At 67.0% G+C, this 25,886-nt stretch carries 25 protein-coding genes and 5 tRNA genes; 25 read left to right on the forward strand and 5 right to left on the reverse strand.

Features of this window, described 5'->3' with window-relative positions:
* Window positions 1-36: 36 nt before the first annotated feature.
* A complete protein-coding gene (locus tag WKB25_RS01195; protein ID WP_340568242.1) occupies window positions 37-804 on the reverse strand; it encodes a MipA/OmpV family protein in 768 nt (255 codons plus the stop codon).
* Between the two features lie 143 nt (window positions 805-947).
* Between WKB25_RS01195 and WKB25_RS01200 the strand changes: the two genes are divergently transcribed.
* From WKB25_RS01200 to WKB25_RS01270, 15 genes are all read left to right on the forward strand, one after another.
* Window positions 948-1,619 carry a response regulator transcription factor gene (locus WKB25_RS01200; protein WP_025875225.1) on the forward strand — a complete coding sequence of 224 codons (672 nt, stop codon included), beginning with the start codon at window positions 948-950 and terminating at the stop codon, window positions 1,617-1,619.
* 1 nt (window position 1,620) lies between these two features.
* A complete protein-coding gene (locus WKB25_RS01205) occupies window positions 1,621-2,964 on the forward strand; it encodes a HAMP domain-containing sensor histidine kinase (protein WP_089240065.1) in 1,344 nt (447 codons plus the stop codon).
* 84 nt (window positions 2,965-3,048) lie between these two features.
* The gene (locus WKB25_RS01210) at window positions 3,049-5,460 is read left to right on the forward strand and encodes a DNA internalization-related competence protein ComEC/Rec2 (protein ID WP_340568244.1); all 2,412 of its coding nucleotides are present in this window, start codon (window positions 3,049-3,051) and stop codon (window positions 5,458-5,460) included.
* Window positions 5,461-5,463: 3 nt separating this feature from the next.
* A complete protein-coding gene (locus WKB25_RS01215) occupies window positions 5,464-6,126 on the forward strand; it encodes a MotA/TolQ/ExbB proton channel family protein (RefSeq protein WP_340568246.1) in 663 nt (220 codons plus the stop codon).
* Window positions 6,127-6,129: 3 nt separating this feature from the next.
* The gene (locus WKB25_RS01220; protein WP_340568247.1) at window positions 6,130-6,552 is read left to right on the forward strand and encodes a biopolymer transporter ExbD; all 423 of its coding nucleotides are present in this window, start codon (window positions 6,130-6,132) and stop codon (window positions 6,550-6,552) included.
* Window positions 6,549-8,297 carry a lipid A export permease/ATP-binding protein MsbA gene (gene msbA / locus WKB25_RS01225; RefSeq protein WP_340568248.1) on the forward strand — a complete coding sequence of 583 codons (1,749 nt, stop codon included), beginning with the start codon at window positions 6,549-6,551 and terminating at the stop codon, window positions 8,295-8,297. Before WKB25_RS01220 ends, msbA begins: the two co-directional genes overlap by 4 nt.
* Window positions 8,297-9,316 (forward strand): tetraacyldisaccharide 4'-kinase, encoded by a 1,020-nt coding sequence (lpxK, locus tag WKB25_RS01230; protein WP_340568250.1) that lies wholly within the window; start codon window positions 8,297-8,299, stop codon window positions 9,314-9,316. The genes msbA and lpxK overlap by 1 nt, the downstream gene beginning before the upstream one ends.
* A 75-nt stretch (window positions 9,317-9,391) precedes the next feature.
* Complete coding sequence (gene kdsB, locus WKB25_RS01235) at window positions 9,392-10,165, forward strand: 3-deoxy-manno-octulosonate cytidylyltransferase (RefSeq protein WP_340568252.1); 774 nt, start codon at window positions 9,392-9,394, stop codon at window positions 10,163-10,165.
* Window positions 10,162-10,650 (forward strand): low molecular weight protein-tyrosine-phosphatase, encoded by a 489-nt coding sequence (locus tag WKB25_RS01240; protein ID WP_099820050.1) that lies wholly within the window; start codon window positions 10,162-10,164, stop codon window positions 10,648-10,650. The genes kdsB and WKB25_RS01240 overlap by 4 nt, the downstream gene beginning before the upstream one ends.
* A complete protein-coding gene (locus WKB25_RS01245) occupies window positions 10,647-12,059 on the forward strand; it encodes a hypothetical protein (RefSeq protein WP_180831354.1) in 1,413 nt (470 codons plus the stop codon). Before WKB25_RS01240 ends, WKB25_RS01245 begins: the two co-directional genes overlap by 4 nt.
* A complete protein-coding gene (gene uvrC, locus WKB25_RS01250) occupies window positions 12,056-13,900 on the forward strand; it encodes an excinuclease ABC subunit UvrC (RefSeq protein WP_340568253.1) in 1,845 nt (614 codons plus the stop codon). Before WKB25_RS01245 ends, uvrC begins: the two co-directional genes overlap by 4 nt.
* A gap of 17 nt (window positions 13,901-13,917) precedes the next feature.
* Window positions 13,918-14,544, forward strand: a complete 627-nt coding sequence (gene pgsA / locus WKB25_RS01255) for a CDP-diacylglycerol--glycerol-3-phosphate 3-phosphatidyltransferase (RefSeq protein WP_093817847.1) — start codon at window positions 13,918-13,920, stop codon at window positions 14,542-14,544.
* A 245-nt stretch (window positions 14,545-14,789) separates the two neighbouring features.
* Window positions 14,790-14,865: transfer RNA gene (locus WKB25_RS01260), tRNA-Gly, on the forward strand.
* Window positions 14,866-15,003: 138 nt separating this feature from the next.
* Complete coding sequence (locus WKB25_RS01265) at window positions 15,004-16,110, forward strand: NAD(P)/FAD-dependent oxidoreductase (protein ID WP_340568256.1); 1,107 nt, start codon at window positions 15,004-15,006, stop codon at window positions 16,108-16,110.
* A 105-nt stretch (window positions 16,111-16,215) separates the two neighbouring features.
* A tRNA-Gly gene (locus WKB25_RS01270) sits at window positions 16,216-16,291 on the forward strand.
* Between the two features lie 68 nt (window positions 16,292-16,359).
* On the opposite strand, the gene WKB25_RS01275 is transcribed toward WKB25_RS01270, so the two are convergent.
* Window positions 16,360-16,707 carry a hypothetical protein gene (locus WKB25_RS01275; RefSeq protein WP_340568257.1) on the reverse strand — a complete coding sequence of 116 codons (348 nt, stop codon included), beginning with the start codon at window positions 16,705-16,707 and terminating at the stop codon, window positions 16,360-16,362.
* A 332-nt stretch (window positions 16,708-17,039) separates the two neighbouring features.
* Here WKB25_RS01275 and WKB25_RS01280 point away from each other — a divergent pair, with 332 nt between their 5' ends.
* Genes WKB25_RS01280 through WKB25_RS01295 form a run of 4 tightly spaced genes read left to right on the forward strand, consistent with a single transcriptional unit; the run spans window position 17,040 to window position 21,148 of the window.
* Window positions 17,040-18,365, forward strand: a complete 1,326-nt coding sequence (locus WKB25_RS01280) for a TolC family protein (protein ID WP_340568496.1) — start codon at window positions 17,040-17,042, stop codon at window positions 18,363-18,365.
* The gene (locus tag WKB25_RS01285) at window positions 18,362-19,501 is read left to right on the forward strand and encodes an ABC transporter permease (RefSeq protein WP_340568259.1); all 1,140 of its coding nucleotides are present in this window, start codon (window positions 18,362-18,364) and stop codon (window positions 19,499-19,501) included. Before WKB25_RS01280 ends, WKB25_RS01285 begins: the two co-directional genes overlap by 4 nt.
* A 10-nt stretch (window positions 19,502-19,511) precedes the next feature.
* A complete protein-coding gene (locus WKB25_RS01290) occupies window positions 19,512-20,240 on the forward strand; it encodes an ABC transporter ATP-binding protein (protein WP_340568262.1) in 729 nt (242 codons plus the stop codon).
* Window positions 20,237-21,148, forward strand: a complete 912-nt coding sequence (locus WKB25_RS01295; RefSeq protein ID WP_340568264.1) for an HlyD family efflux transporter periplasmic adaptor subunit — start codon at window positions 20,237-20,239, stop codon at window positions 21,146-21,148. Before WKB25_RS01290 ends, WKB25_RS01295 begins: the two co-directional genes overlap by 4 nt.
* Before the next feature lie 12 nt (window positions 21,149-21,160).
* Here the strand turns inward: WKB25_RS01295 and WKB25_RS01300 are convergent, their stop codons facing one another.
* Window positions 21,161-21,616 (reverse strand): hypothetical protein, encoded by a 456-nt coding sequence (locus WKB25_RS01300; protein ID WP_340568265.1) that lies wholly within the window; start codon window positions 21,614-21,616, stop codon window positions 21,161-21,163.
* 74 nt (window positions 21,617-21,690) lie between these two features.
* Here WKB25_RS01300 and WKB25_RS01305 point away from each other — a divergent pair.
* From WKB25_RS01305 to WKB25_RS01320, 4 genes are all read left to right on the forward strand, one after another.
* A tRNA-Gly gene (locus WKB25_RS01305) sits at window positions 21,691-21,766 on the forward strand.
* A 154-nt stretch (window positions 21,767-21,920) separates the two neighbouring features.
* A tRNA-Gly gene (locus tag WKB25_RS01310) sits at window positions 21,921-21,996 on the forward strand.
* A gap of 67 nt (window positions 21,997-22,063) precedes the next feature.
* Window positions 22,064-22,137, forward strand: a tRNA-Cys gene (locus tag WKB25_RS01315).
* Window positions 22,138-22,302: 165 nt separating this feature from the next.
* Window positions 22,303-22,836 (forward strand): DUF998 domain-containing protein, encoded by a 534-nt coding sequence (locus tag WKB25_RS01320; RefSeq protein WP_340568267.1) that lies wholly within the window; start codon window positions 22,303-22,305, stop codon window positions 22,834-22,836.
* A 46-nt stretch (window positions 22,837-22,882) separates the two neighbouring features.
* Here WKB25_RS01320 and WKB25_RS01325 read toward each other — a convergent pair whose 3' ends face one another.
* Window positions 22,883-23,452, reverse strand: coding sequence for a flavin reductase (locus WKB25_RS01325; RefSeq protein WP_340568269.1), 570 nt, complete (start codon window positions 23,450-23,452; stop codon window positions 22,883-22,885).
* Between the two features lie 177 nt (window positions 23,453-23,629).
* On the opposite strand from WKB25_RS01325, the gene WKB25_RS01330 reads away from it, so the two are divergent.
* A complete protein-coding gene (locus WKB25_RS01330) occupies window positions 23,630-24,334 on the forward strand; it encodes a winged helix-turn-helix domain-containing protein (protein WP_340568270.1) in 705 nt (234 codons plus the stop codon).
* Between the two features lie 132 nt (window positions 24,335-24,466).
* Window positions 24,467-24,736 carry a hypothetical protein gene (locus WKB25_RS01335; RefSeq protein WP_089240177.1) on the forward strand — a complete coding sequence of 90 codons (270 nt, stop codon included), beginning with the start codon at window positions 24,467-24,469 and terminating at the stop codon, window positions 24,734-24,736.
* Between the two features lie 13 nt (window positions 24,737-24,749).
* On the opposite strand, the gene WKB25_RS01340 is transcribed toward WKB25_RS01335, so the two are convergent.
* Window positions 24,750-25,832, reverse strand: coding sequence for a hypothetical protein (locus WKB25_RS01340; RefSeq protein ID WP_340568271.1), 1,083 nt, complete (start codon window positions 25,830-25,832; stop codon window positions 24,750-24,752).
* Window positions 25,833-25,886: the final 54 nt, after the last annotated feature.

Consider the following 25,886-nt stretch of genomic DNA (forward strand, 5'->3'; position numbering starts at 1 on the left):
GGATCCTTGTTGTCCGTTGGGCGTACGCAGGTTCGGTCAGAACGCGCGCATCAGCGAGATGAAAGCGGATGTCTGGCTGCTGCGTCGTGCCATCGGGCTGTCCTCGACGGCATCACCGAACCACTGGTTGGCGACCACGCCGGTCGCGCGCCATTTCGTGCCCAGCGGCGTGCTGACTGCGATCTGCAGGCTCGGCGAGGTGGCACTGCCGGGCTTGTAGGCTGCCAACCCGGAGCGCAGGGCTTCCTCGTCGCTGATGGCGTAGTAGTAGTCGAGCAGGCGGGCGCTGGAATGCACCACGCCTACGCGCGGCACCCAGGTGAAGCGACCGGCCTGGATCGGATAACTGTAATGCAGGCTTGATTCAACACCGCCGCCATGCCCGCTCACTTCGCGCTTCACGCTGGCCGCCACCGCACCCCACTCCGCACTGTAGTCGGCATTGATGCCGACCATCGCCGACATCTGCCGGCTGTGCAGGCGGCGCAGCTGCGGATCGTTCACGTCGTCGGTCTTGAAGCGCAACGTGTAGGGCGTAGCCACGGCCGCCAGGCGCAGGCCATCGGCCTTGTAGAGGTTCATGCCGAGCGAGCCGGGGCTGGCGAAGAAGCGCTTGCCCTGCCAGGACAGCGCCGGCAGCACCAGCGGCTTGTCGTCATAGTGCGCGTAGGCGCCGCTTGTCGCGCCGAAGGTGATGCCGGCCTGTACGCCCGGGGCCTGTTCCTGCGCGTTTGCCAGCAGCGGCGTGGAGAGAGCGACGGTGCACAGCAGGGGGCGCAGCAGGGCGGGGGGCAGCGAGGTCATCAACGTACTACTTTGCGGGGGTGGCGGTGCATGCTGCGCGCACAACATTGTCGGAACATTGCGCAGGTGCAATCTGCTGCATCGGCGCCACTTGCACGCCGAAGGCACTATGATCGGCACCGTTTCCGGTTGCCGAGCCCCCGATGCGCATTCTCCTGGTCGAAGATGATCCCGATCTCTCTCGAGCCCTGCAGTCCGGGCTTGAGCGCCAGGGTGTGGTCGCCGACGTGGTCGGCAGCCTGGCCGAGGCCGCGCTCGCCCTGCGTGAGCCGGTGCACCAGCTGATGCTGCTCGATCGGCAGCTGCCGGACGGTGATGGCGTGGGCTTCGTGGCGACTGCCCGTGCGCTGCGGCCGAACCTGGCGGTGATCATGCTCACCGCCAAGGGCGGGCTGTCGGACAAGGTGGAGGGGCTGGATGTCGGTGCCGATGACTACCTGGTCAAGCCGGTAGCGATCGAAGAGCTGATGGCGCGTATCCGCGCCGTATCGCGTCGACCGTCGGCCATGGTGACCCCCCGGTTGCGGCTGGGCCGGCTGGAGTTTGATTTTGAATCGCTGCAGGCGCAGGTGGATGGACAGCCGGTGGCACTGCCACGGCGGCAGGTGCTGGTGCTGCAGGCGCTGGCGATGCGCCAGGGTCGCACGGTCACCCGCAGTGCGCTGGAAGCGGCGGTGTACGGGTTCGATGATGAGATCCAGTCCAATGCGCTCGACGCGCATATTTCAAAGCTGCGCAAGGCGCTGCAGCAGGCCGGGGCGGGCGTGGAGATCCACGTGATCCGCGGCGTCGGCTACCTGCTGGCGGAGGCCTGAGATGGCGCGACCGATCCGTTCGATAACGCTGGGTCTGGCGTGGCGGTTGTTCCTGGCGCAGGCCTTCACGGTGTTGTTCGCCGTGGTTGCGTTGATCCTGACGTGGGGCGACAAGGACACCTGGGGCATGGACATGTTCATGGCCGAGAGCGCGGCCAACGCCGTGCACAGCGAAGGCGGCCGGCTGGTGCTGGATGAAGCACGCTGGCAGAAGCTCGATGCGCGTGCCGGCGGCAACCTGTGGTTTGCGGCGGTCGACGATCGCGGCGCATGGCTGCAGCGCGGCACGTTGCCTGCCATCCACGCGCCGCTGCTGGCCCGCCTGCCGACACTGGGCGCCACTGAGCTGGGGTCGCTGGTACCGCCGTACCTGGACGTGGCCCGGGTGATGATCCGCAATGAAGACGGACGCCGCATTACGGTGATGGTGGGCGGGGCGCCGAAGGGCGGGCTGCTGGATGGCGCGTTGATGGTGCTGCGGTTGATCGGCCTGTGGTTTTTCCTGCCATTGATCGTGGTCACGCTGCTGGTGATGCCGACGGTGATCCATCGCGCCATGCGTGGCGTGCGCCGGTCCGCGCAGCAGGCCAAGGAGCTGGATATCGGCCAGCCCGGTGCGCGCCTGGACGCGCAGCTGGTGTCGACCGAGGTCGCGCCTCTGGTCGAAGCGTTCAACGATGCGATCGACAAGGTGCAGCAGGGCTACGCAGCACGCGACAAGTTCCTGGCCGATGCGGCGCATGAACTGCGGGTGCCGATTGCAGTGGTTCAGGCGCGCTTGTCGCAGTTGCCGCAGGGGGAGTTGAAATCGCAGTTGCTGACCGATGTCGCCCGTCTCGGCAACGTCGCCGAGCACCTGCTCGACCTGCAGCGCCTGGACAGGAACATCGCCGCGTTGCAGCGGCTGGACCTGGCCCATGTCGTGCGCGAAGCGGCCGCCGACCTCGCGCCGCTGGTCGTTGGCGCCGGCTATGGCTTTGAGGTGGATGCGCCGGAGACGCCGGTGTGGATCCATGGCGATGGCTTGGCGCTGGGACGGGTGATCGCCAACCTGGTGCACAACGCCATCGTCCACGGCGGCGGGCGCGGCACCATCTGCGTGCGTCTGGACCGGCAGGGCCTGCTGGAAGTCAGCGATCAGGGCGCCGGTGTGCCGGTCGGTGACCGCGAGGCGATCTTCGAGCCGTTCCACCGCCTGCGTGCTGCCGGCAGCGGCAGCGGCCTCGGCCTGCATCTGGTCAAGGAAATCGTGCAGCACCACGGTGGCACGGTGAGCGTGGGCGAGGCTGTCGGGGGCGGCGCCAGTTTCCGGGTCAACTTCCATCGCGGCAGTGTGCGTCGCTAAGTGTGCGTCGCTAGTGGAGCGCTGACAGAACCACACGGCGTCGCCTGATGGTTACGTGAGGCTGTTCCTCGGCAGGCTGTGGCGATGGTTGTCGACCGGACCTCGTCGCCCTTGCTGGGCCCCGCATGCGCTGCCGCTCTGGTCATTGGCGCGCTGGCCTGCGTGCTGTTGCCGGCGTTGCCACCGCTATGGGCTTCTGTTCCGGTGGCCGCCGTGGCTGCGTTGGGCTGGGTGGTGCGCTGGCGCGGACGCGCGGCGGCGGCGCTGCTGTTCGGCCTCGCCTGGACTTGCTGCCATGGGTATTGGGCGTTGCAGGCGCAGCTTCCGGCCGGTGCTGCTGCGCAGGATGTGCTCGTCCGGGGTCAGGTTGTCGACCTGCCGAAGGAAGCGCCTGGATACACCCGGTTCGAGTTCCGTGTCGATGCGTCCGATGCGATGCCGACGCTGCGTGGCAAGCGGCTGCAGGTGCTCTGGCACGCGCCCCGGGGCGCGCCGGCCGACGCCGGAGTCGATCAGAGGCGTCGCCTGCACGCCGGGGCGGACTGGCAGTTGTCACTACGCGTGCGACCGCCACGCTCACGCATCAACCCGGGTGGCTTCGATGGCGAACGGCATGCGCTGCTGCGTGGGCTGGCAGCGAGTGGCAACGTGCGTGATGTCCGCACTACGCGGCTGCTGCGTCCCGCACATGGTCTGCCCGCCTGGCGCGAGCGCACCAGTGCGGCCATCGCCAGGCAGATCACACATCCCTCAGCGCGGTTCATCCAGGCGCTGGCGCTGGGCGATACGCGTGGCCTGTCCGATATCGACTGGGCGCAGCTGCGCGCGCTGGGCCTGACCCATCTGATCGCCATTTCCGGCTTTCATGTCGGTCTGGTGGCGGGCTTCGCCGCATTGCTGTCTTCCGTTCTCTGGCGATCCTGGCCGGGGGGTGCCGGGTTCTGGCCACGACCGCAGGCGGCGGCCTGTGCGGCAGCGGTGGCGGCGGCCGGCTATGCCGTTGTTGCGGGCAGCGAGCTGCCGACCGTGCGCACCGCATTGATGATCGCGGTGGTGGCCTTGGCGCGCGTCGTCCGCCGTCCGGTGACGGTGGCACAGGGCTTGGCGCTTGCCGCGCTGGCGATGCTGTTGCCGGCCCCGCTGTCGGTGCTGTCTGCGGGCTTCTGGCTCAGTTTCGGCGGCGTCCTGTGGTTGTTGTGGTGCCTGCCGCAGGGACGGCCGAAGGGGTTCGCCGCAATGCTGCGCGGCGCTCTGGCAGGACAGGGGGTGGCCAGCGTCGCTCTGCTGCCGCTGGCCGTGGTGCTGTTTGGCGGCACCGCACGGCTGGGGCCGCTGGTGAACCTGCCGGTCATTCCGCTGTGGAGCCTGCTGGTAGTGCCTCTGGCTCTGCTGGGAACCGCTCTGGAGGTCCTGCGCAGCGGGGCAGGGCAGTGGCCCTGGCGTGCGGCAGCCTGGGTGTTCGATGCCAGTTGGCAGCTGATGCAACCGTTGGCCGAGCACCCGCAGGCAATGTGGTGGCTGGCGCAGGGGCCCGCCTGGGCGTTGCCGGCGGCCTTGCTGGGGGTGTTCTGGTGGCTGTTGCCACGCGGTGCGGGTGCGGTGCTTGCCGGGTCATTGCTGTGCCTGCCCTTGCTGTGGCCGGCACGGTCGGCGCCACAGCGGGGCGAGCTGGAACTGGTCGTGCACGATGTCGGCCAGGGCACGGCGGTGCTGCTGCGGACCGCCCACCACGCGCTCTGGTACGACGTCGGTCCGCCCGCAGGCAGCGAGGGCGAGGAGCGGATGCTGCTGCCGACGTTGCGCGCGTTGGGGCAGGCGCCTCCGGCGCGGGTGATGATCAGTCACGACCACCTTGACCACAGCGGCAACCTTGCTGCGCTGCGCCGGCAACTGCCGGGGTTGGAGGTACTGGCGCCACGGGGCAGTGCGATTGCCACTGCCGGCACCTGCCAACAGGGACTGCGCTGGCAATGGGACGGGGTCGATTTCCAGGTGCTGCACCCGCCCGACGCTGTCCCGGTCGCTGGCATGAAGGGCGCCGACAACGAGGCCAGTTGCGTGCTGCGGGTTGCCGGCGCACATGGGGTGGTGCTGCTGCCCGGCGACATTGGCCGGCCAGGTGAGAAGGCGCTGCTGGCGGGCGCTGCCGGCGCGCTGCGTGCGGACGTGGTGCTGGTGCCCCATCACGGCAGCGGAGGCAGCTCCACTGCGGGCTGGGTGAAGGCGGTGGCGCCGCAGCTGGCGCTGGTCTCGGCAGGGCACCAGAACCGCTTTGGCCACCCGAAACGTGACGTGGTGCGGCGCTGGCAGGCGGCGGGCGCCGAAGTGCTGTCCACCGCCGAGTCCGGCGCGATCCGCGTATGGCTTGGTGCACAAGGCCTGCAGCTGCGTGAACAGCGTATCCACGCCGCCCGGTGGTGGGATGCCGCGGGGCGGGCACGGTCGGCTGCTATCCTATCGCCGATCGAACAAGCGGCCGTTGGGCCGGAGGGTTGAAACGTGTGGGAACTGGTCAAGGCCGGTGGCTGGCCGATGGTGCCGCTGCTGCTGTTGGGCGTACTGGCTTTGGCGATCGTCCTGGAGCGTTTCTGGTCCCTGCGGCGTAACGAGGTGCTGCCGCCTGGCCTGGGCCAGGAAGTGCGCAACTGGGCCGCGCGCGGCAAGCTCGACCCGGCGCACCTGCAGACCCTGCGGGCCAATTCACCGTTGGGCGCCCTGCTGGCCGCCGCGTTGGAAGCGCGCAACCGCCCGCGCGACCAGATCCGCGAGCGCATCGAAGACACCGGTCGCCACCTGGTGCACCGCATGGAGCGTTTCCTCAACGCGCTGGGCACCATCGCCTCGGCCGGCCCGCTGCTGGGCCTGCTCGGCACCGTGGTCGGCATGATCCAGATGTTCCTGGGCATTCTCGACCACGGCGTGGGTGATGTGAACCAGCTTGCCGGCGGTATCGGCAAGGCGCTGGTGTGCACCGCCACCGGCATGATCGTGGCGATCCCGGCGCTGATGTTCCACCGCTACTTCAAGGGTCGCATCCACGGCTACGTGGTGGAGATGGAGCAGGAAGCCAGCGCATTGCTGGATACGCTGGATGGTCGACCCGGGGTGATGACCCCGCCTCCCGCCGCGCGCGCGTCCTCCGCCGCCACGGCAAAGGCCTGATCGATGCGTATCGGCAACGACCGGTCCCACGATGAACCGCATATCGACCTGGTGCCGCTGATCGACGTCATCCTGGTGCTGATCATCTTCTTCGTGGTCACCACCACCTTCGATGCGCGTTCGACCCTGCAGGTGCAGCTGCCGACCGCCAGCCAGCAGCAGACCAATGAGCCGCCGCGCTCGCTCAGCGTGTTGATCAACGCGGACGGCCGCTATTTCGTCAACGATCAGGAAGTGCTGCGCAGCGACGTCGAATCGGTCAAGCAGACGATCGCCGCCGTCGCCGGCAGCGACCGTGAGCAGACCGTGCTGTTGCGTGCCGACGCACGCACTCCCTATCAGGCCGTGGTCACCGCGCAGGATGCGCTGGGCCAGCTCGGCTTCCGTCGTATCGCCATTGCAACAGCGCCAGAGGTGCGTCCATGAGTTCCCATCACGCGCCAGTGTGGCCGATCTACAAACGTCTGCTGGGCTATACCCGCACCTACTGGGTGTTCATGATCGGCGCGGTCATCGCGATGGTGGTCGAAGCGCTGGCCGGCTATCACTTCACCAAGCTGATGGAGCCGCTGGTCAACCGCGGCTTCGTCAACCCTGAGCCGCGCATGGCGGTGATCCTGCCGCTGACCATCCTCGGCCTGTTCCTGATGCGCAGCGTGGCGACCTGGGTCAGCGACTACACGCTGGCCAAGACCGGCCGCAGCGTGGTCCGCGACCTGCGCGAACAGGTGCTGCAGAAGTACCTGCACCTGCCGTCCTCGCACTTCGACGCCGAAGCGACGCCGGTGATGGTCAGCCGCCTGAACTTCGATACCGAACAGGTCACCCAGGCCAGCGCCGATGCGCTCAAGACCGTGGTCGCCGATACCCTGACCATCATCGCAATGCTGGCGGTGATGCTGCAGATGAGCGTCAAGGTGACCCTGGCGATGCTGGTGGTGGTGCCGCTGATCGGCGTGATCGTCTCCTACGTGGGCAAGCGCTACCGGCGCATCAGCCGCGGCATCCAGGACGGCATGGGCACCATGGCGCAGACCGCCGAGCAATCGCTGGCCGCACAGCAGGAAGTGAAGGTGCACGGCACCCAGCAGCACGAGATCTCGCGCTACTCGCGCCTGGCCAACCGCATGCTGGCACTGAACATGAAGGTGGAAGTGACCCGCGCGGCCGCCTCCAGCGTGGTCCAGTTCCTGGCGGCGCTGGCGCTGGCGGTGATCGTATGGGTGTCTACCCGCGAAGCGCTGGCCGGCAAGCTCAATGCGGGCCAGTTCATGGGCCTGATGACCTCGATGATGGCCATCATTCCGTCGCTGCGCCGGCTGACCAGCGTGCAGACCTCGATCTCGCGCGGCGTGGCCGCTGCCGAGCGCCTGTTCGGCATCATCGACATGCCGGTCGAGCGCGACGAGGGCAAGCACACGGTGCAGCGCGTACGCGGCGAACTGGCCTTCGAGCACGTCATGCTGCGTTACCGCGAAGACAGTGGCATCGCCCTGGACGACATCAGCTTCGTTGCCAGGCCGGGTACGGTCACCGCCATCGTCGGTCGTTCCGGCAGCGGCAAGACCAGCCTGATCCGGCTGGTGCCACGCTTCTACGAGCCGAACGGTGGCCGCATCACTCTCGATGGCGTGGCCCTGGACGACTATCCGTTGGCCGATCTGCGCAGGCAGGTGGCCATCGTCGGCCAGAAGGTGATGCTGTTCGACGACACCATCGCGGCCAACATCGCCTACGGTATGGATGCAACCGACGAGCAGATCCGTGCGGCGGCCGAAGCGGCCAATGCCTGGGAGTTCATCGCACGCATGCCGCAGCAGCTGCAGACGCCGGTGGGTGAGAACGGCGCGCTGCTGTCCGGCGGCCAGCGCCAGCGCCTGGCGATCGCCCGCGCGATCCTGCGCGATGCGCCGATCCTGATCCTGGACGAGGCTACCGCGGCGCTGGACAACGAATCCGAGCGCCTGGTGCAGGACGCGCTGCAGCGCCTGATGCCCGAACGCACCACGCTGGTGATCGCGCACCGCCTGTCGACCATCGAGCATGCCGACCAGGTGCTGGTGATGGACCATGGCCGCATCGTTGAGCGCGGCACCCACCAGGAACTGCTGTCGATGGGTGGCCTGTACCAGCACCTGCACAACATGCAGTTCCGCGAAAGGCAGGACTGATGGCGGGCAAAGGTACCCAGACCCCGCCGTACTGGTATGACGGCAGCCCGGTTCCGTGGCCGATGCGATTGCTGGCACCGCTGTACGCGGGCGTCACCGCGCTGCGCCGGCGCCTGTACCGCCGGGGCTGGCGCAAGCGCCATGCGCTGGCGGTGCCGGTCATCGTGGTCGGCAACATCACCGCCGGCGGCACCGGCAAGACGCCGCTGACCATCGCCCTGGTCGAGCGCCTGCGGGCCGCGGGCTGGAAGCCCGGCGTCGCCAGCCGCGGCTACGGCCGAGAGCAAGCGGACAGAGCACGTTGGGTGGAAGCCGATACGCCGACCGCCCTCGGTGGCGACGAGCCGGTGCTGATCGCCTGGAAAACCGGCGTGCCGGTACGCGTGGACAGTGATCGCGTGGCGGCGGGCAAGGCGTTGATCGCCGCCGGCTGCGACGTGATCGTCTGCGATGACGGCCTGCAGCACTACCGGCTGGCACGCGACATCGAGATCGAGGTGGTCGATGCCCAGCGTCGCTATGGCAACGGCCGGATGATTCCCGCCGGCCCGTTGCGCGAGCCGGTCAGCCGCGCCGCCGAATGCGATTTCCGGGTGGTCAACCTGGGCCAGGCGGATGCAGCGACGGCTGCCCAGGCCTGCGGCTTCGGCCAATGGCCGATGGCCCTGCACATCGACAGTGCACAACCACTGGCCGGTGGACGGGCGCGCCCGCTCTCGTACTTCGCGGGCCAGCGCGTGCATGCCGTGGCCGGCATCGCCCATCCACAACGCTTCTTCGACATGCTGCGCGCGCGCGCGATCGGCGTGGTGCCGCACGCTTTCGCCGACCATCACGCCTACCAGCCGCAGGATCTGTCCTTTGGCAGCCAGTTGCCGGTGCTGATGACCGAAAAGGACGCCGTGAAGTGCCGTGCGTTCGCCAACGACTGGCAGTACGCCGTGCCGCTGCGTGCCGAGCTGCCCGCTGCGTTCTGGATCGCGCTGACCGATCGCCTGGACAAGCTGCGACCGAACTGAGGGGCCGTGCGGCGCTTGCAAATGCACGCCGCCGGCCGCATTCCTGCTGTATCGCGCCTGCCGAGTACCGCCCGCATGACCGACTTCGTTGTTGCCATCCCGGCCCGCTATGCCGCTTCGCGGCTGCCGGGCAAGCCGCTGCGCCTGCTGGGCGGAGAGCCCTTGGTGCTGCATGTGGCCCGCCGCGCGCTGCTGGCCGGCGCGGGTGAGGTCTGGGTCGCGACTGACGACCAGCGCATTGCCGATGCGTTGTCCGGCCTGGGGGAAGTGAAGGTGGCGATGACCGCGGCGTCGCATGCCTCCGGCACCGATCGCCTGGCCGAATGCGCGCGTATCGCTGGCTGGGCTGAGGACACCGTGGTGGTCAACCTGCAGGGCGATGAACCGTTCGCACCGGCCGCCGGCATCCGCGCCGTCGCCGCGGCACTGGTGGAAGGCAGCGCGCCGATGTCGACCCTGGCCACGCCGGTCGAGGATGCACACACGCTGTTCGACCCGAACGTGGTCAAGCTGGTGCGCAACGTGCGCAACGAGGCCATGTACTTCAGCCGTGCGCCGATCGCCTGGCACCGCGACGGCTTCGCCCGCAGTCGCGAGATCCTGCCCGAGGGCCACCAGTGGCTGCGCCACATCGGCATCTATGGTTACCGTGCCGGCTTCCTGCAGCAGTTCGCCTCGATGCCCCCGGGCACGTTGGAACAGGTGGAATCGCTGGAGCAGTTGCGCGTGCTGGAAGCGGGCTATCCGATCACCGTGGCGATCTCGCCCGAACCTTTCCCGCCGGGCATAGACACCCCTGAAGACCTGCAGCGCGCCGAAACGCTGCTGCAGGCGATGGCCGCGCGATGAAGCTGCTGGTCGTCTGCCTCGGCAACATCTGCCGCTCGCCGATGGCCGAAGGCGCGCTGCGTGCCCGCCTGGATGCCTCGGCACTGGCCGGACGGGTGCAGGTCGACTCGGCCGGTACCGGCGACTGGCATGTGGGCCAGCCACCCGACCGGCGAGCCATTGCGTGCGCGGCCGGGCACGGCGTGGACCTTGGCAGCCTGCGTGCGCGGCAGCTGCGGCCGCAGGATTTCGACACCTTCGACTGGATCCTGTGCGCCGACGAGGCCAATCTGCGTGATGCCGCGCGCCTTGCCACCGCCGACCAGCGCGAGCGCCTGGCGCTGTATCTGCCGTGGTCGGGCGGGCAGGGCGAACGCGCGATTCCCGATCCCTATACCGGTGGCAGCGATCATTTCGAACAGGTCTGGTCGCTGGTCGACGCTGCTGCCGAACGTACCGTGGCACGCCTGTTGCATCACGCCGACTCCGGCATAATCGGGCCATGAACATCCAGCCCGTCCCGGACCTGCCCGAGTTCGCCGCCTGGCTCAATGCCGCGCCCTGCACCCTGACCGAACTGCGTGGCCGGCCGGTCGCGCTGTTGTTCGTCAACGCGGCTTCCGCGTGGAGCGCGCAACGGCTGGCCGAGTTCAGCCAGTGGCTGTCACGCCACCCCGGCAAGCTGCAACCCCTGGTGCTGCAGGTACCGCGTTTCGATTTCGAGCGTGATGCCACGGCTGCGTTGAAACTGCTGCGCCGCCAGGGTCTGACCATGCCGGTGCTGCTCGATGCCGATTGGGATGGCTGGCGCCGCTTCGGCGTCAGCGCGTGGCCGACCATGGTGTTGCTGGACGCGCAGGGTCGCGAACAGCAGCGCTTGATCGGCCAGGGCGTGCCCGGCGAGCTGGAGCGGGCCCTGAATGCCCTTTGCGAGGGTGCGCCGTCGGCCCCTTCGCGCGGCGGCAGCGAACTGCACCCCGAGCCGCGCCAGGCGCTGCGATTCCCCATGGGTCTGGCGGTGAACCAGGAACGGCTGTACATCGCCGACAGCGGCCACCATCGCATCCTGGAATGCAGTCACGGCGGCCGCGTGCTGCGTCAGTTCGGCCTGGGCACCGCCGACTTCATGGACGGCAATCTCGCCGAAGCCGCTTTCCACCGGCCGCAGGCGCTGGCGCTGGAGCGCGAGTCGCTGTACGTGGCTGACACCGGCAACCACGCCGTGCGCCGCATCAACCTGCTGACCGGCCTGGTCGACACGCTGTGCGGCAACGGTCGTCCGGGCGCTCCCGAGGAAGGGCCGGTGGCGCAGCCACGGCAGGTGTCGCTGGATCATCCGGTCGGCCTGGCCATCGCCGAAAACCAGCTGCACATCGCCATGGCCGGCGACAACCGCATCTGGAGCTACCACCTCGGCCAGCGCAGCCTGCAGTGGCGCGCCGGCAGCGGGGCCATCGACGAGCGCGACGGCAGTGGCCACCTGGCCGCATTCGCCCAGCCCACCGCTGTGGCCGTGGTCCAGCAGGTGCTGTACGTCGCCGATGCGCTGGGTTCATCGATCCGCTCGCTGCAGCTGCGCGGCGATCTGGTGCAGACCCTGGTCGGGCAGGGCACCTGGCGCTTTGGCGAAGACGATGGCCCGCGCGCGCAGGCCAGCCTGCAGTTCCCGCAGGCGATCGCGCTGAGCCCGGATGCGCCGTTGCTGTGGATCGCCGATACCGGCAATGGCCGCCTGCGCACGTTGCGCCTGGGCGGCGGCGAACTGACTACCCAGCCATTGCCGCGGCGCCTGCACGGCCCGGCCGGCCTGGCCGTCGGTGCCGGTGCCGTATGGATCGCCGAAACAGATTCCCACACCGTACTGCGTCTGGACCCTGACAGCGGCGTGCTCAGCGAAGTGCCGATCAGCGAATGACCGTTGTTCCCGTCCCGTCCTTCGATGGCAAGGCATTCGCGGCCCAGCTGAGTACCGCCCCGGGCGTATACCGCATGTACGCGGCCGACGATACGCTGCTGTATGTCGGCAAGGCCCGTGCGCTGCGCAACCGCGTGGGCAGTTACTTCAACGGCAGTCCGAAGAACGCGCGCATCATGTCGATGCTCTCGCAGATCGTGCGCATGGACGTGACCGTGACGCGCTCGGAAGCCGAAGCGCTGCTGCTGGAAAACCAGCTGATCAAATCACTGTCGCCGCGCTACAACGTGTCCCTGCGCGACGACAAGACCTATCCGCATGTGCTGCTGACCCGCGAGGACTGGCCGCGCATCGCCCTGCATCGTGGCCCGCGCGCCCTTCCCGGGCGCTATTTCGGGCCGTATCCCGGCGTCACCGCGGTGCGCGAAACGCTGAACCTGATGCACAAGCTGTTCAAGCTGCGCAGTTGCGAAGACAGCGTGTTCCGCAACCGCTCGCGGCCCTGCCTGCAGTATCAGATCGGGCGCTGCAGCGCGCCGTGCGTGGAGCTGGTGCCAGCCGCGGACTACGCCGAGTCGGTGCGCCGCGCGGCGATGTTCCTGGAGGGCAAGAGCGATGAGCTGACCCGGGAACTGGGCGAGCAGATGCAGGCAGCCAGCGAAGCGCTTGAATTCGAGCAGGCCGCGCGCCTGCGCGACCTGATCACGTCGTTGCGCAGCATGCAGACCCGCCAGTACGTGGACGGCCGCGCGGCCGACCTGGACGTGCTGGCGGTGGCCATGCAGGGCTCGCAGGCCTGCGTGATGCTGCTGGCCTTCCGTGACGGCCGCAACCTGGGCACCCGACCGTTCTTTCCCCGCACCAACGGCGAGGAAAGCGCGGATGAAGTGCTGGCAGCCTTTGTCTCGCAGTACTACATCGAATTCGAGCCACCGCGCGAGATCCTGCTCGACCGCGAAATTCCCGATGCCGATCTGATAGGTTCGGCGCTGTCGGCCTCGGCCGAGCGCAAGGTGCAGCTGAAGTGGAACGTCCGTGGCGAGCGCGCCGGCTACCTGGAACTGGCCAGCCGCAACGCGCAGTTGACCCTGGCGACCGAGATCAACAGCCGCACCGCGCAGCACGCGCGCAGCGAAGCGCTGCGGGTGATGCTGGGGCTGGCCGAGCCGGTGAAGCGGGTGGAGTGCTTCGACATCAGCCACACCATGGGCGAAGCCACCGTGGCCTCGTGCGTGGTGTTCGATGCTGCCGGCCCGGTGCGCGCGCAGTACCGCCGTTTCAACATCAGTGGCATCGAGCCGGGCGATGATTACGCCGCGATGCGCCAGGCGATCGACCGCCGCTTCCGCCGCGCGGTGGAAGAGCAGGGCGTGCTGCCGGACGTGCTGCTGATCGACGGTGGCGCCGGCCAGCTGGCACAGGCACAGGCGGCGCTGGCCGATCTGGGCGTGGAAGGCGTGCTGCTGTTGGGTGTGGCCAAGGGCGTGGAACGCCGTGCCGGCCACGAAGCCCTGGTGATGCCCGATGGCCGTGAACTGCGCCCGGGTGCAGCCGATCCGGCCCTGCAGTTCATCCAGCAGGTGCGCGATGAAGCGCACCGCTTTGCCATCACCGGCCATCGCGGACGCCGGCAGAAGGCCCGGATGACCAGCAAACTGGAAGATATCCCCGGCATCGGGCCGCGCCGGCGCGCCAGCCTGCTGAAGCATTTCGGTGGCCTGGTTGGCCTGAAAGCGGCTGGAGAAGCGGAAATCGCCAAGGTGGAAGGCATCAATGACGCCCTCGCCGCGCGCATCTACGCTAACCTGCACGGGTTGGCCGCGTCTGATCCGGCCGAGTAGAGAGAGAATGAAGCCGCATGACGTTGACCCTGCCCACCTGGCTGACCCTGTTGCGGATCGTGATGATCCCGGTGCTGGTGCTGGTGTTCTACCTGCCCTACACCTGGACCAACTTCGCATCGGCGGCGATCTTCGGCCTGGCCGCGATCACCGACTGGCTTGATGGCTGGATCGCGCGTCGCTACGGCCTGGAATCGGCGTTCGGCGCCTTCCTCGACCCGGTCGCGGACAAGCTGATGGTGGCGGTGGCGCTGTTCCTGATCGTGCAGGGTCATCCGACCCCGTGGATGGCGTTCTGGGCGGCGGTGATCGTCGGCCGCGAGATCGCGGTGTCGGCGCTGCGCGAGTGGATGGCCGAACTCGGCCAGCGCGCCAAGGTTCGCGTGGCGATGATCGGCAAGGTCAAGACCACCGCGCAGATGGTCGCGCTGCTGTGCCTGCTGTATTCGGTGGCGCCGAACGTGCCGGTCGACGACATCTGGATGGGCCCGCCGGTGTTCCACATCGGCGACTGGACCCTGGCCATTGCCGCCGTGCTGACCCTGTGGTCGGGCCTGCAGTACCTGCACGCCGCCTGGCCCAGCCTGCGTGACGACGAGCGTGCCGCGCGCGAGCGTGCGCGGCAGAAGAAACTGGGCAACTGAGCACCAGGGTCGGATCCCTTTCCGCAGGAATGGGCTCTGGTCCCATCGCCGCCCTCATCCACGCATGGCGTGGATCTACTGGGTATACGTTCTACGCGGGACCCTTCATTCACGCATGGCGTGGATCAACCTGGATCTGCGGTAGATCCACGCCATGCGTGGATACGCAATGTCGGCCATCCCCGCAAATCCCTGAAAAAAGCGCTTGACGCAATCCTTGGAATAGGTAAAATTTCGCCTCCCAAGCGGGAATAGCTCAGTTGGTAGAGCGCAACCTTGCCAAGGTTGAGGTCGCGAGTTCGAGTCTCGTTTCCCGCTCCAGATTCAAGAAGAACGCTCCCGCAAGGGGGCGTTTTTCGTTTGTCTCCAGTGTGCTTCATATCCACTTCACCGCCACTCCATCGCCTCACCACGCGGAGGCTCGATGCTGCATCTCCCTTCTCAAGTGGTGATGCCGCGATGCCTCACACTCCCGCTTCCAACGACTACGACGTGGTCATCGTCGGCGCCAGTTTTGCAGGTGCCGCCTGCGCACTCGCCGCCGCCCAGTACGGCCTGCGCGTCTGCGTGCTCGAACGCAAGGCCGACCCCGGCGAGCGCCTGCATACCACCGGCATCGTGGTGAAGGAGGCCATGGAGCACACCTGGCTTGGTCGCATGCCCGAACACCTGGTGCAACGCGTCGCGCGCGTGCGCCTGTACGCACCGAACCTGCGAAATATGTTGCTGGCCGCACCGGGCTACTATTTCCTCACCACCGATACACCGAACCTGATGCGCTGGCTGGCCAGCGAACTGCGCGCCAGTGGCGTAGACCTGCGCCTGCAGCAGTCGTTCACCGGGGCCTGCCGCGACGGCGACGCATGGCAGGTTGAAGGGGTGGGCCGCACCGGCTATCTGGTCGGCGCTGACGGTGCACGATCTCGTGTCGCGCAGCGCTCCGGCCTGGGTCAGGTGCGCGACAACCTGTACGGCGTCGAGCGCGAGTTTGCCAGCGTGCAGCTGCCGGAAGGCGATGCCTTGCACTGCTTTGTCAGCCGCCGCTTCGCACCCGGCTACATCGGATGGGCCGCGCAGAATCCCACTGGTGTGCAGGTGGGGCTGGCCCTGCGCCACGATCCCGCCCACGCCCGCCCGCCGGATATCGAGGGTTTCCTTGAGCATGTGCGCGACGTGGTCGGCCTTCCGCGCGCGGCCGAGGCTGCCGGCACCCGCGCGGGGCTGGTGCCGTGCGGGTTGCCGGATGGCCCGATCACCGCGCCGGGCGTGATCCTTACCGGCGATGCGGCGGGTGTCGTCTCGCCGTTGTCGGCCGGCGGCATCCACTCGTCATGGCGGCATGGCTGGGCGGTCGGCGATGCAATCGGCCTGCATCGGCGCGGCAAGGGGCCAGCCGCCGAGCAGGTGGCGCGACAGGCGGCGCCCACCTTTTACCGCAAGCGCGTGCTGCGCTGGGCCATGGACCACCTGCAGCTGGACTGGCCGGTCGACGCCCTGCTGCGTACCGGCCCGGTGCGCCGGCTGGCCGAACAGATCTACTTCCACCGACGGGGCGTTCGAGCCTGATCCGGAAGCTGAACGCTGGCCGCTGAAAGGGCTGCAGAATCCTGTTGACGCCGTGCAGCAATCCCGACACAATAGCGCTCCTTCGACGCAGGTCGAACGGAATCTGCGGGAATAGCTCAGTTGGTAGAGCGCAACCTTGCCAAGGTTGAGGTCGCGAGTTCGAGTCTCGTTTCCCGCTCCAGATTCAATAAGAACGCTCCCGCAAGGGGGCGTTTTTCGTTTGCACGCCACTATCCAGATGCAGCCTTGCTAGCGCGGAATGCCCCGGCTCGCGCTGCACCAGGTACGCACGTCCGCACGGTCGAAGCCGGCGCAGGCGTTCTCGCGCGGGATGTACAGGTAAGGCGCATCGACCTGGTAGGTGAAGTGGTAGTAGTAGGTCCGGTCCTGGCCATACAGCCAGTAGTTCGATGAGCCGTTGTTGATCACGTAGGGCTCGAAGGAAAAGATCGACGACTGCGCGGGAATGAAGTTGCTGCGGTCCATCAGCAGCATGGTCGCGTTCGACACCAGTGGCGTAGCCAGGCAGATCGCCATCGTACCCACGACAAGCACGGCCATGAAGATGCCGAGTGCGCGGCAAGGACTTAATTTCAAGCGTATTGCCTGCCAGTGGAAGCGTTCAGGCCAATGTGCCGCAGCGCCCCCGAACAGTCCAGCGTTCAGTTTGGCGGCGCCCATGAAAGGCTGGGGAAAGGCCGAGGGTTCGCAATGCAGGCACCGCATACGCGCTGTAACGCAGCTCCGACTGATTCTCCATGTCCACTCCACAATCGCGGCGTAGCCTCCTCGGCTTCTCTCTCCACGAAGGTGGGCGGGTGGCCAATCGTTTCGCTTCCCCTGCAGTGTCCACTCAAAGGTATGTCTCCCTGCCGCGCATCGCGCTGTGTAGCGGGGTGCTGCTGGCCAGCGTGATGCTGGCAGGTTGCATGTCGGTGCCGGTTCCCGATCTGCCCGATCGCACTCCAATGGTCTGGAATCAACCCGCCCCTGCGCAGGGCGTCGCGGTCGATGCGCGGCAGTGGTGGAAGGTGCTGGCCGATGCGCGCTTGAACGCGCTGGTGGAAGAGGCCATCGCCGGCAATCTGGACCTGCAGCAGGCCACTCTGCGGCTGCAGGCGGTACGCCTGGTGTCGGGCACCGCCGATGCGCGCTTCCGTCCGGAGATAGCGGCCAGTGCAAAGCAGGTGCAGGACGCCGCCGCGGTCGACACTTACTTCCACGCCGGTGTCGAAGCGATCTGGGATCTTGGCTTGTTTGGCGCAGCGGAAAGCGCCCGGCTGAGCGCACAGGCGGCCAACGGAAATGCAGAAGCACTGCGCAATGCCGCACAGGTGGCGGTGATCGCTGATGTAGTACGCAGCTACCTGGATCTTTCCGTCGCGCAGGCGCAGGCGGATCTGTTGGGCAGGCAGCAGGCTGTTGACGCACGCGGCGAGCAACTGGGCCTGGTGCGGCAGCGCCTGCATCTGGACGAGCCTGGCGAACTGGATCGTCTGCGTGCGCGGCGGGCGGCCACGCGCGCCGCCATTGCACAGGCGGATGAAAACGCAGGCAATGCTGCGCGCGCGCTGGCGCTGCTGCTGGGGCGCGAAGGTCCGGATCCGGCCTGGAGTGCCTACCGCACGCCACCGCAGTTGAGCGCCTTCACTCTCCAGCAGGTGCCGGCTGATCTGCTACGCCATCGCCCGCAGATCCTGCTGGCCGAGGCCGATGTACTGCAGGCCGCCGCTGAAAAGGGCAGCGCACGCGCGGCGATGTTCCCGAAACTGAGCCTGGGCGGTTCCATCCTGTACGCCTACAACCTCACCCAGAACGCGCGCTCCAACTCCGATTCCAGCCCATCGATCGGTCCCTACATCGACATCCCCCTGTGGGACTGGGGCCAGCGTCGCGCGCGCTACCAGTCCGACGGCAAGCAACTGGATGCGGCGTTGCTGGGCTATCGCAAAGCCGTGCTGCAGGGCGTGGCTGAAGTGGAAGGTGCATTGGGTAGCCTGGCCCGTCAGGACAGCAGCATCCAATCGCTGCAGGTGGCCGACGAAACTGCCCGGCAGCAGGTCGCGCGACAGGCCCGGCAGGTGCAGCTTGGCCTCTCCAGTGAGTTCGACGGGCTGGAAAGCCAGCGTGCGGCGTTGTCCGCGCATGCCGATCTGATCGGCGCGCAGGGGGCGCGCGTACTCGCCTTCGCATCGCTTTACCGGGCAGTGGGCGGCGCACCCTTGCCGGTCGAGGCAGAAGGCGACGCGCAATGATCGCGCTTGCCCGCAAAACGTTGGTTTACGAGTGGCGCAGGTTCCTGCCGGTGGTGCTGGCCATGTGTTTCGCCGGTGTCCTGCTGATCGTGCAGGCGGCGCTGGTGCTGGGCATCTTCGGCACCGCCGCGATCTACGTGAAGGCATCCAGCGCCGATGTATGGGCGGGTTTCGCCGGCACGCAGAGCGTGAACTACGGCCATGCGATCAGCGCGGATGTCGAGAGCCGGCTGCGGATGGACCCGGATGTCACCCGCGTCGAGCCCTACGAATGGGTCGATGGCGAGTGGCGCTCCAGCGCGCAGGGTACCGGCAACGTGTCGGTGTACCTGTCCGGCATCTCGACGGCGAACGACGCGATGATGTTTTCGCGCATCCTGTCGCCCGATCTGCGTGCTCGGTTGCGCGAACCCGGTGCGGTGATCGTCGACAGCGCGGACCTGGATACGCTGGGCGTCGATCTGCACAGAAACCGCGCGTGGATCAACGGCAAGGCAGTGCGCGTGGTCGCCGCGCAACCCGGCCTGCGTGGTCTTGGCGGCGTGAACGTGCTGGCGTCACTGGATACCGCGCGTGCCATCGCCGGAACCGACCCGCATGAGGGCAGTACCTATTTCGTAGCGGGCACGCGATCGCCGGAATTGGCAGGTCGCGTGCGCGATCGCCTCAACGTTTCAACGGGCCGCGCTACGCCTGTCCAATTCTGGACAGCGCCGGAGTTCGCCAGCCGCTCGCAGCAGTACTGGTTGTTCGACACCGGTGCCGGTATCGCGGTGCTGTTCATGGCGGTCATCGTCTGCTTCGTCGGCGCGGTGATCACCAACCAGTCCTTCGCGGCGGTGGTGGCCGGTTCGGTACGCGAATACGCCACGCTCAATGCGCTCGGCGCAGGCCGCTATGCGTTGGCCCGGGTGGTGTTCGAACAGGCCGTGCTGATCGGGGGTGTCGGCATGCTGCTGGCCGCAGCCTTCAGCGCGGTGGTACTGCTGGCTGCGCAGACCCAGCGCGTGCCGGTACAGCTCACGCCGATGGTGGTCCTTGGCTGCGTGGCGCTGGTCGCGGTGATGGCCATGCTGTCGAGCATCATGGCGGTGCGCAGCGTTGTTCGTTCCGATCCATCGTTGCTGTTGCGTTGAGGGGCCACCGATGACGAATGCTCCCATCGCGAGCCCGACCCTGCGTGCCGACGCACTCGAAAAGGGCTTCGTGTCCGGCGATGTGCACGTTCCCGTGCTGCGTGGCCTGTCACTGGACATCTATCCCGGCGAACTGACCCTGGTGTCGGGCCCCTCCGGCTGCGGCAAGAGCACGCTGCTGTCGCTGATGTCCGGGCTCTCCACGCCGGATGGCGGTCGCGTGCACGCGCTGGGGCAGGACGTCAGTCACATGACCCGCAGTGAGGTGGAGCGCTTCCGCCTGCATCATGTCGGTTTCGTGTTCCAGGGTTTCAATCTGTTCCCGGCACTGACCGCGCTGGAACAGGTGCAGCTGCCGTTGGGCTATCGTGGCATGCGCAACCGTGACAGTGAACCGCTGGCACGGCAGGCGCTGGACGAGGTCGGCCTCTCGCATCGCAGCCACATGCGCCCGGCACAGTTGTCCGGCGGCGAGAAGCAGCGCGTGGCGGTTGCCCGTGCGTTCGCCAAATCACCCACGCTGATCTTTGCCGATGAGCCCACCAGCGCACTGGACGCCGAGAACGGCCAGCGCGTGATCGACATCCTGCACCGCTATGCACGCGCACATCAGGCCACGGTGTTGTGCGTAAGCCACGATCCACGCCTGATCCGCCATGCGGATCGGGTGATCGCCATGGAAGACGGCACGGTCTGCGATGACCGCCGCCAGAACGAAACCGTAGAGCCCAGCCCATGACCAGATTGCCGCCGTTGTTCTCCCTCAGTTTCTCCTTGGGCGCGGCATTGCTGCTGGGTGCCTGCAGCAAGGATGCACCCGTACCCGCACAGCCGGCCGCATCCACGTCCACCAGCGCGGACAAGGTGGCCGTCGCCCGCGGCGTCATCGATGTGGAAGGCGGGCTGATTGCACTGGTTCCAGCGATGGATGGTTCGGTCAGCGCCGCGCCGGTGAAGGAAGGTGCGGTGGTCCGCAAGGGCGATGTCCTGCTCTCCCTGGATGGCGCACTGCTTGAACAGGAAGTGGGCATGGCCAACGCCGATCTCGCGCTGGCTACCGACCGGCTGAAGGGCACTCAGGCGCAACTGCGCGAGTTGGAGCGCAACGCTACCCGCTTGGTCGCTGGTGCAAACGAAGGCGTATCTTCCAGCCAGCAGGCCGACGCAGCCAGGCAGCAGCTGGCCGGCGTCCGCGCCGATGTGGATGTAGCCGGAGCGCAGGTCGACATGGCCCAGCACAAGCTGGAGCACGCCAGGCTCAAGCTGCGACAGATGTCGCTGACCGCACCGGACGCCGGCACCGTGGTCGGCCAGGTGCCGGGCGTGGGTGCGTTCGTGCAGGCCGGCAAGCCGGCGATGTCACTGTTGCCGGCGCGGCCCCTGCAGGTGCGTGCCGAGCTGAGTGCGGCCTACGCCGATGCGGTGCAGGTGGGCATGCGTGCGACGGTGGTGATCGATGGCGATGGCACCGAGGGCAAATCGCTGCCGTTGGCACGTGTGGTCCGCATCAGCCCGGTGTTCGCGCCGGCGCGGTTGCCGGAGGATGCAGGACGCGGCGTGGCCAAGGTGGTGGAGTGCGTGCTGGAGTTCGAGAGCGCGGCAAAGGCGCGCGTCGGCCAGCACGTGCGGGTCGAGTTCCGGAAGTAACTGCACCGCTCCCTATGACCGCGCGCGGCCTGCTTGTTTCCTTTCGGCAAACGCCCGCCACGCACTGACCAGTGACACCACGCACAGCGCCAGCAGCAATCCCACGTCCAGAAGCAGCAACCACAGCAGGTGCATTCCCTGCACCGGTGGCTGGTGCATCATCGACGCCAACCACGGGAAGGTCCACGCCAGCAGCAGCACGAAGGCAATCAACAGTCGCAGCCACAGACGGTCGAATCTCCAGGGGCGCACGATCAGCGCAGCGATCGCCAGCTCGACCGTACTCAACAGCGCGAACACGACAACGCTGCTGGTCGGGTAGGGAAGGGTTCCGCCATCGAAGTGCCGCAACATCCAGTAGTCCGGCGTGAAGCCCGCATTGACCAATGCGGCGATCACCGCCAGCCAGGTGAGGGCGACAAGGATCCAGAACAGGCGGGCGTAGCGAGGTCTCGTGGGCGGGTTCATCGGGTAGGCGGGCTGTTGACGGCGTGAAGGAATTTCGACACAATAGCGCTCCTTCGACGCAGGTCGGAGAATCTGCGGGAATAGCTCAGTTGGTAGAGCGCAACCTTGCCAAGGTTGAGGTCGCGAGTTCGAGTCTCGTTTCCCGCTCCAGATTGCACAGGGCCCCGGTTGGGGCCTTGTTTTTCTCCCGCCACGGCAAGGCGGGGCACGTTGAGCCATAAGGCTTTTCGCGCAGTCAGAAAAGTGAAAACTGTTGTGAAATGGCTGGTGTGTGTCCCGGGCTTCCGGTACCATGACAGCTTATGCGGGAATAGCTCAGTTGGTAGAGCGCAACCTTGCCAAGGTTGAGGTCGCGAGTTCGAGTCTCGTTTCCCGCTCCATGTTCCGACATGGCCCCATCGCGGGGTTTTGTCATGTCAGGGGCGTCGTTCCTGATCGCAGTACGTTGGCCTCATGGCAGAGTGGCTATGCACCGGATTGCAAATCCGTTTACAGCGGTTCGATTCCGCTTGAGGCCTCCAATTGAAAAGCCCTGACTACGGTCAGGGCTTTTTCTTTGCGCGCAATCCGGCATCGGCAGGCTGTACCAAAATGCACATGCGACTCGGCGGGGCCGGCGGCTAACGTCGCCGCTCTCCTCTTCAGCAGTGGTGGCCGCAGTGCGAAACCCGGCGATCCAGCAGGCCGTGTATGTTCCCCTCGGCGCCATGCTGGCACTGATCGCTTTTGCATTCACCGTGCCCGACTACCACTCGCTCTCCCAGCACCTCAGCGAGCTCGGCCTGATGCCGGGGCTGCGAGCCAAGGCGGTGCAGGTCGGCGGCCTGGTCAGTGGCTCGGCCATCATCCTCTTCAGCCTCGCGTTGCTCGCCCACGGCCGCCGTTTCGCGCTCACTGTGCTCACCTCCATCCTGTTCGGGGTGTCCTTGGTCAGCAATGGCGTCTTCACCACGGGCAGCCCGCTGCATGGCTTCTATGGCATCGGTATCTTCTCGATCCTGACCCCGCTGCTGTTCCTGGCGGAGCTGGGCCCACAGGCGTCAACGCCGATGGCATGGTTTGCGCGCGCCAGCTCGCTGCTGGGCATGGCCCATCTGTGGCTGATGATGTCCGGCATCTACCCAGAGCCCTATCGCGGCTTCACCCAGCGCCTTGCGCTGCTACCGGCGTTCGGCTGGTACACCTTTGCCGCACTGGAGCTGCGTCGATTCCGCGGTTGAGCCAAGCGCTTCTTGTAGCAAGCGCTGACAGTGTGCAGCCAGATGCTCAAGCCGCCGCTGGCGCCAGATCGTCGGCACGGAAATTGCGGGCCACCGGCGGCGTCGTGCCCACATAGTGGCGGAACAGGTAGATCAGCGGTGCCCAGCGCTGCACGTCGATGTGCTGGGTGCCTGCAATGGTGATCGCCTCGTGTGCATGCACCCGGCAGATCCGTCCCTCGACGATCATGAAGCCCTGATCCTGCGTTCCGCTGGGTCGATGCGAGGCAAGCAGCGCGACCTCCACCTGCAGCGGGCATTCTGCGATCGCCGGAGGTGCCACCAGCACCGAGTCGACGCGGGTGAAGCCGCCCAGTGCGAACTTGTCACGCACATGCACGTAACCCATATCACGCTTCGAATCCGGAACAGGGGTGCGCGCGGTGGCGCGGGCGATGGCTTCAACCTGCGCCGCCTGCGTGGCATCTGCGAAGTTCAGAACGCATTCGCCGCGTGCCAGAAGATTGCTGCAGCCCTGGCCCTGTTTGCCGATGCCGAGCACCACGCGGTCGCCCAGCGCCCAGAATGAAGAAAGCGGGCTGATGTTCGCGCTGCCGTCTTCGTTCAGCGTGGTCATCAGCACCACCGGCGTTCCCGGATAGAGCACGGAGGGGGTGATACAGCGGCGTTGGATGTCTTCTGCTCGCATGCTGGAAGTTGTGGGTTGCGGGCGATCACTGTGCCCTGTGCAAGGGCGCGGAAGCTTCGATCCAGGTCGAACAATGAGCGGCAGGGGGCGTGCCACAATGCGTCCATGGTCCAGACCCCCCGCGCTTTCATCAATGTCGGCACATTGGTCGGTGACCACGCACGCGCGGCCATGCTGTTGACGTTGATGGATGGCCGCGCGCACACGGCCTCCGAGCTGGCTGGCGTGGCTGGCATCTCGCCGCAGACGGCAAGCAGTCATCTGCGGCGGTTGCTCGATGGCGGCATCCTGGCCGTGGCGGTGCAGGGACGCCACCGTTATCACCGGCTTGCCTCGACCGAGGTCGCCGACATGCTGGAAGGCATCCTGCGTTTCAGCGATCAACGGCCGCCGCTCTCTCCACGAACCATGCGGGTCGATGCCGGCTTCCGCCGGGCGCGTACCTGCTATCGGCACATGGCCGGTGAATACGCCGTCGCCATCTCCGACCACCTGCTGAGCACCGGAGCGATCACCGCGGCGGCTGACCACTGGCAGATGACGGCTCATGGCGCCGACGTCCTGCGTGCCGTGGGTGAGCCGCTGGCAGGGCTGATCGCGCGATCACCGCAGGTGAAGCCCGAGCGCTACTGCCGAGGGTGCCTGGACTGTACCGAGCGGCGCCTGCACATGGCCGGCATGGTCGGCGAAGCCATGCTGGAGAGTTTCCTGCAGAACCGCTGGCTGCATCGCCTCGAGGGGCGGCGCGAACTGCGGGTCACGCCAGCCGGGCAGGCAGCGTTCCGCAGGTTGTTCGACGTGGGCGCCTGAGACCCGTCACGCGCCGTGTCAGTCTCAGCCGGCCACGACATGGCGACGGGGTATGGTCGAGTTCTGGTCTTCGGGAGCAGCAATGGCAGGCAAGGACATGAGGGGCTGCATGCACGATGCAGCTGGCGGGCAATGAGCAGATCCACCGCAGATGTGCGCTGGCTTACATTCCGGCTGAAGAACGGGCAGTCCATCGGCCCCGATCAACTGAAGGACGGCTGGGTCCTCGCCTCGGAGAGCCGTCATTGTGACGTGCGCCGCGAGCGCATCGAGGGCGCAGGCGTGGTCTATGCGCTGTATGGTCCGCCGGATCTTCCATCGCCCCGTCGCGCCGAGCTGCGCATGCGCGACTTCCTCATGCGCTCCGGCTATACCTTCACCATGGGTACGCTGGGTCACTGATCTGGTCGGGTCCTCAGTGGGCAACCGCTGCTGCCTTGAGCGCCTCGACTACCTGTGAATCGGTAAAGCCACAATGGCCTTCGCCAACCGGCGGCAGCACCCGCGGTAATGGCGTTGCGCCTGCGCGTTTGGCCAGGTGCGGGTACACCGTCTGCATGCGCGGCACGATGCTCGGGTCATCGTTGTTGAACTGGATCACCAGCGGTCGCTTGACTGTGCCGGTCAGGGCCAGCTTCCTGCGCACATATTGTTGTGCCGGCGCAGCCGGTTCGAGTCGCTGCACGCCTGCGTTGAAGGCATCGTCGTCACCGAATCCGCGATAGACCATCGTCAGGTTGCCGACTGGCATGCCGCCAGCGCGCGTGGCCAGTTCGTGCAGGATCATCGCGTGCAGGCTGATCGTGCCCGGCAATGCCTCCACACTTACCTGCAACCGTGTGGCCAGTTGCGCGGCTACGGCGGGCCGGGTCTGAAGCGCGGCAGCGATGCCTTGATAGAGCGCCATCTGCGGCAGTGCTGCAGCGTCCGCCGATGCCAAGCCCTGGCGGGGCAGCCCTTCGGCCTCGGGGAAGAAATAATCGAACGCCACCAGTGTGGTCAGCAGGTCATTGGCCAACTGCTCGCCGGGCAGGTTGGCGCCGCACAGCGACACGCCGCCGCTGTAGTGCTGCGGCAGGCGTTCGAGGGTGGCGATGGCTACCGCGCCGCCCATCGAAAAGCCGAGGATCCAGGTGCGATGTACGTCCTTCAATTCGGACAGGGCCTGCACGCGCAGGCGTTCCATGTCGTCGATCGCATCTGCCACTGCCCAGCCCTGGCTGGCATAGGCGCTCTGGGCAACGGCGTAGCCCGCTGCAAGCAGGCCGGCGGTGCTGTCGTTGGCCGGCATCGGTGAAGGTTGCGGCGAGCCGACCGGCTCATAGCCATGCGCCAGCATCACAAGTTCACCGTTCCAATCGGCGGGCACATCCAGGCGCCAGCGTGCGCCCTGCAACTCGCCACTAAGGGCGCGTGGCGGCGCAGCGGGGGCGGCGGACAGCGGGATGTGTGGCAGCAGCAGGGCCACGGCCAGGGCGAGTCGAAAACGTGGACGCATCGTGACCTTCCTTGCAGGGCGTGTGGCGAGGATAGAGCTGGATAGCGCAAGGGG

The sequence above is a fragment of the Stenotrophomonas sp. G106K1 genome (genome assembly GCF_037969685.1).
Taxonomy (GTDB): domain Bacteria; phylum Pseudomonadota; class Gammaproteobacteria; order Xanthomonadales; family Xanthomonadaceae; genus Stenotrophomonas; species Stenotrophomonas lactitubi.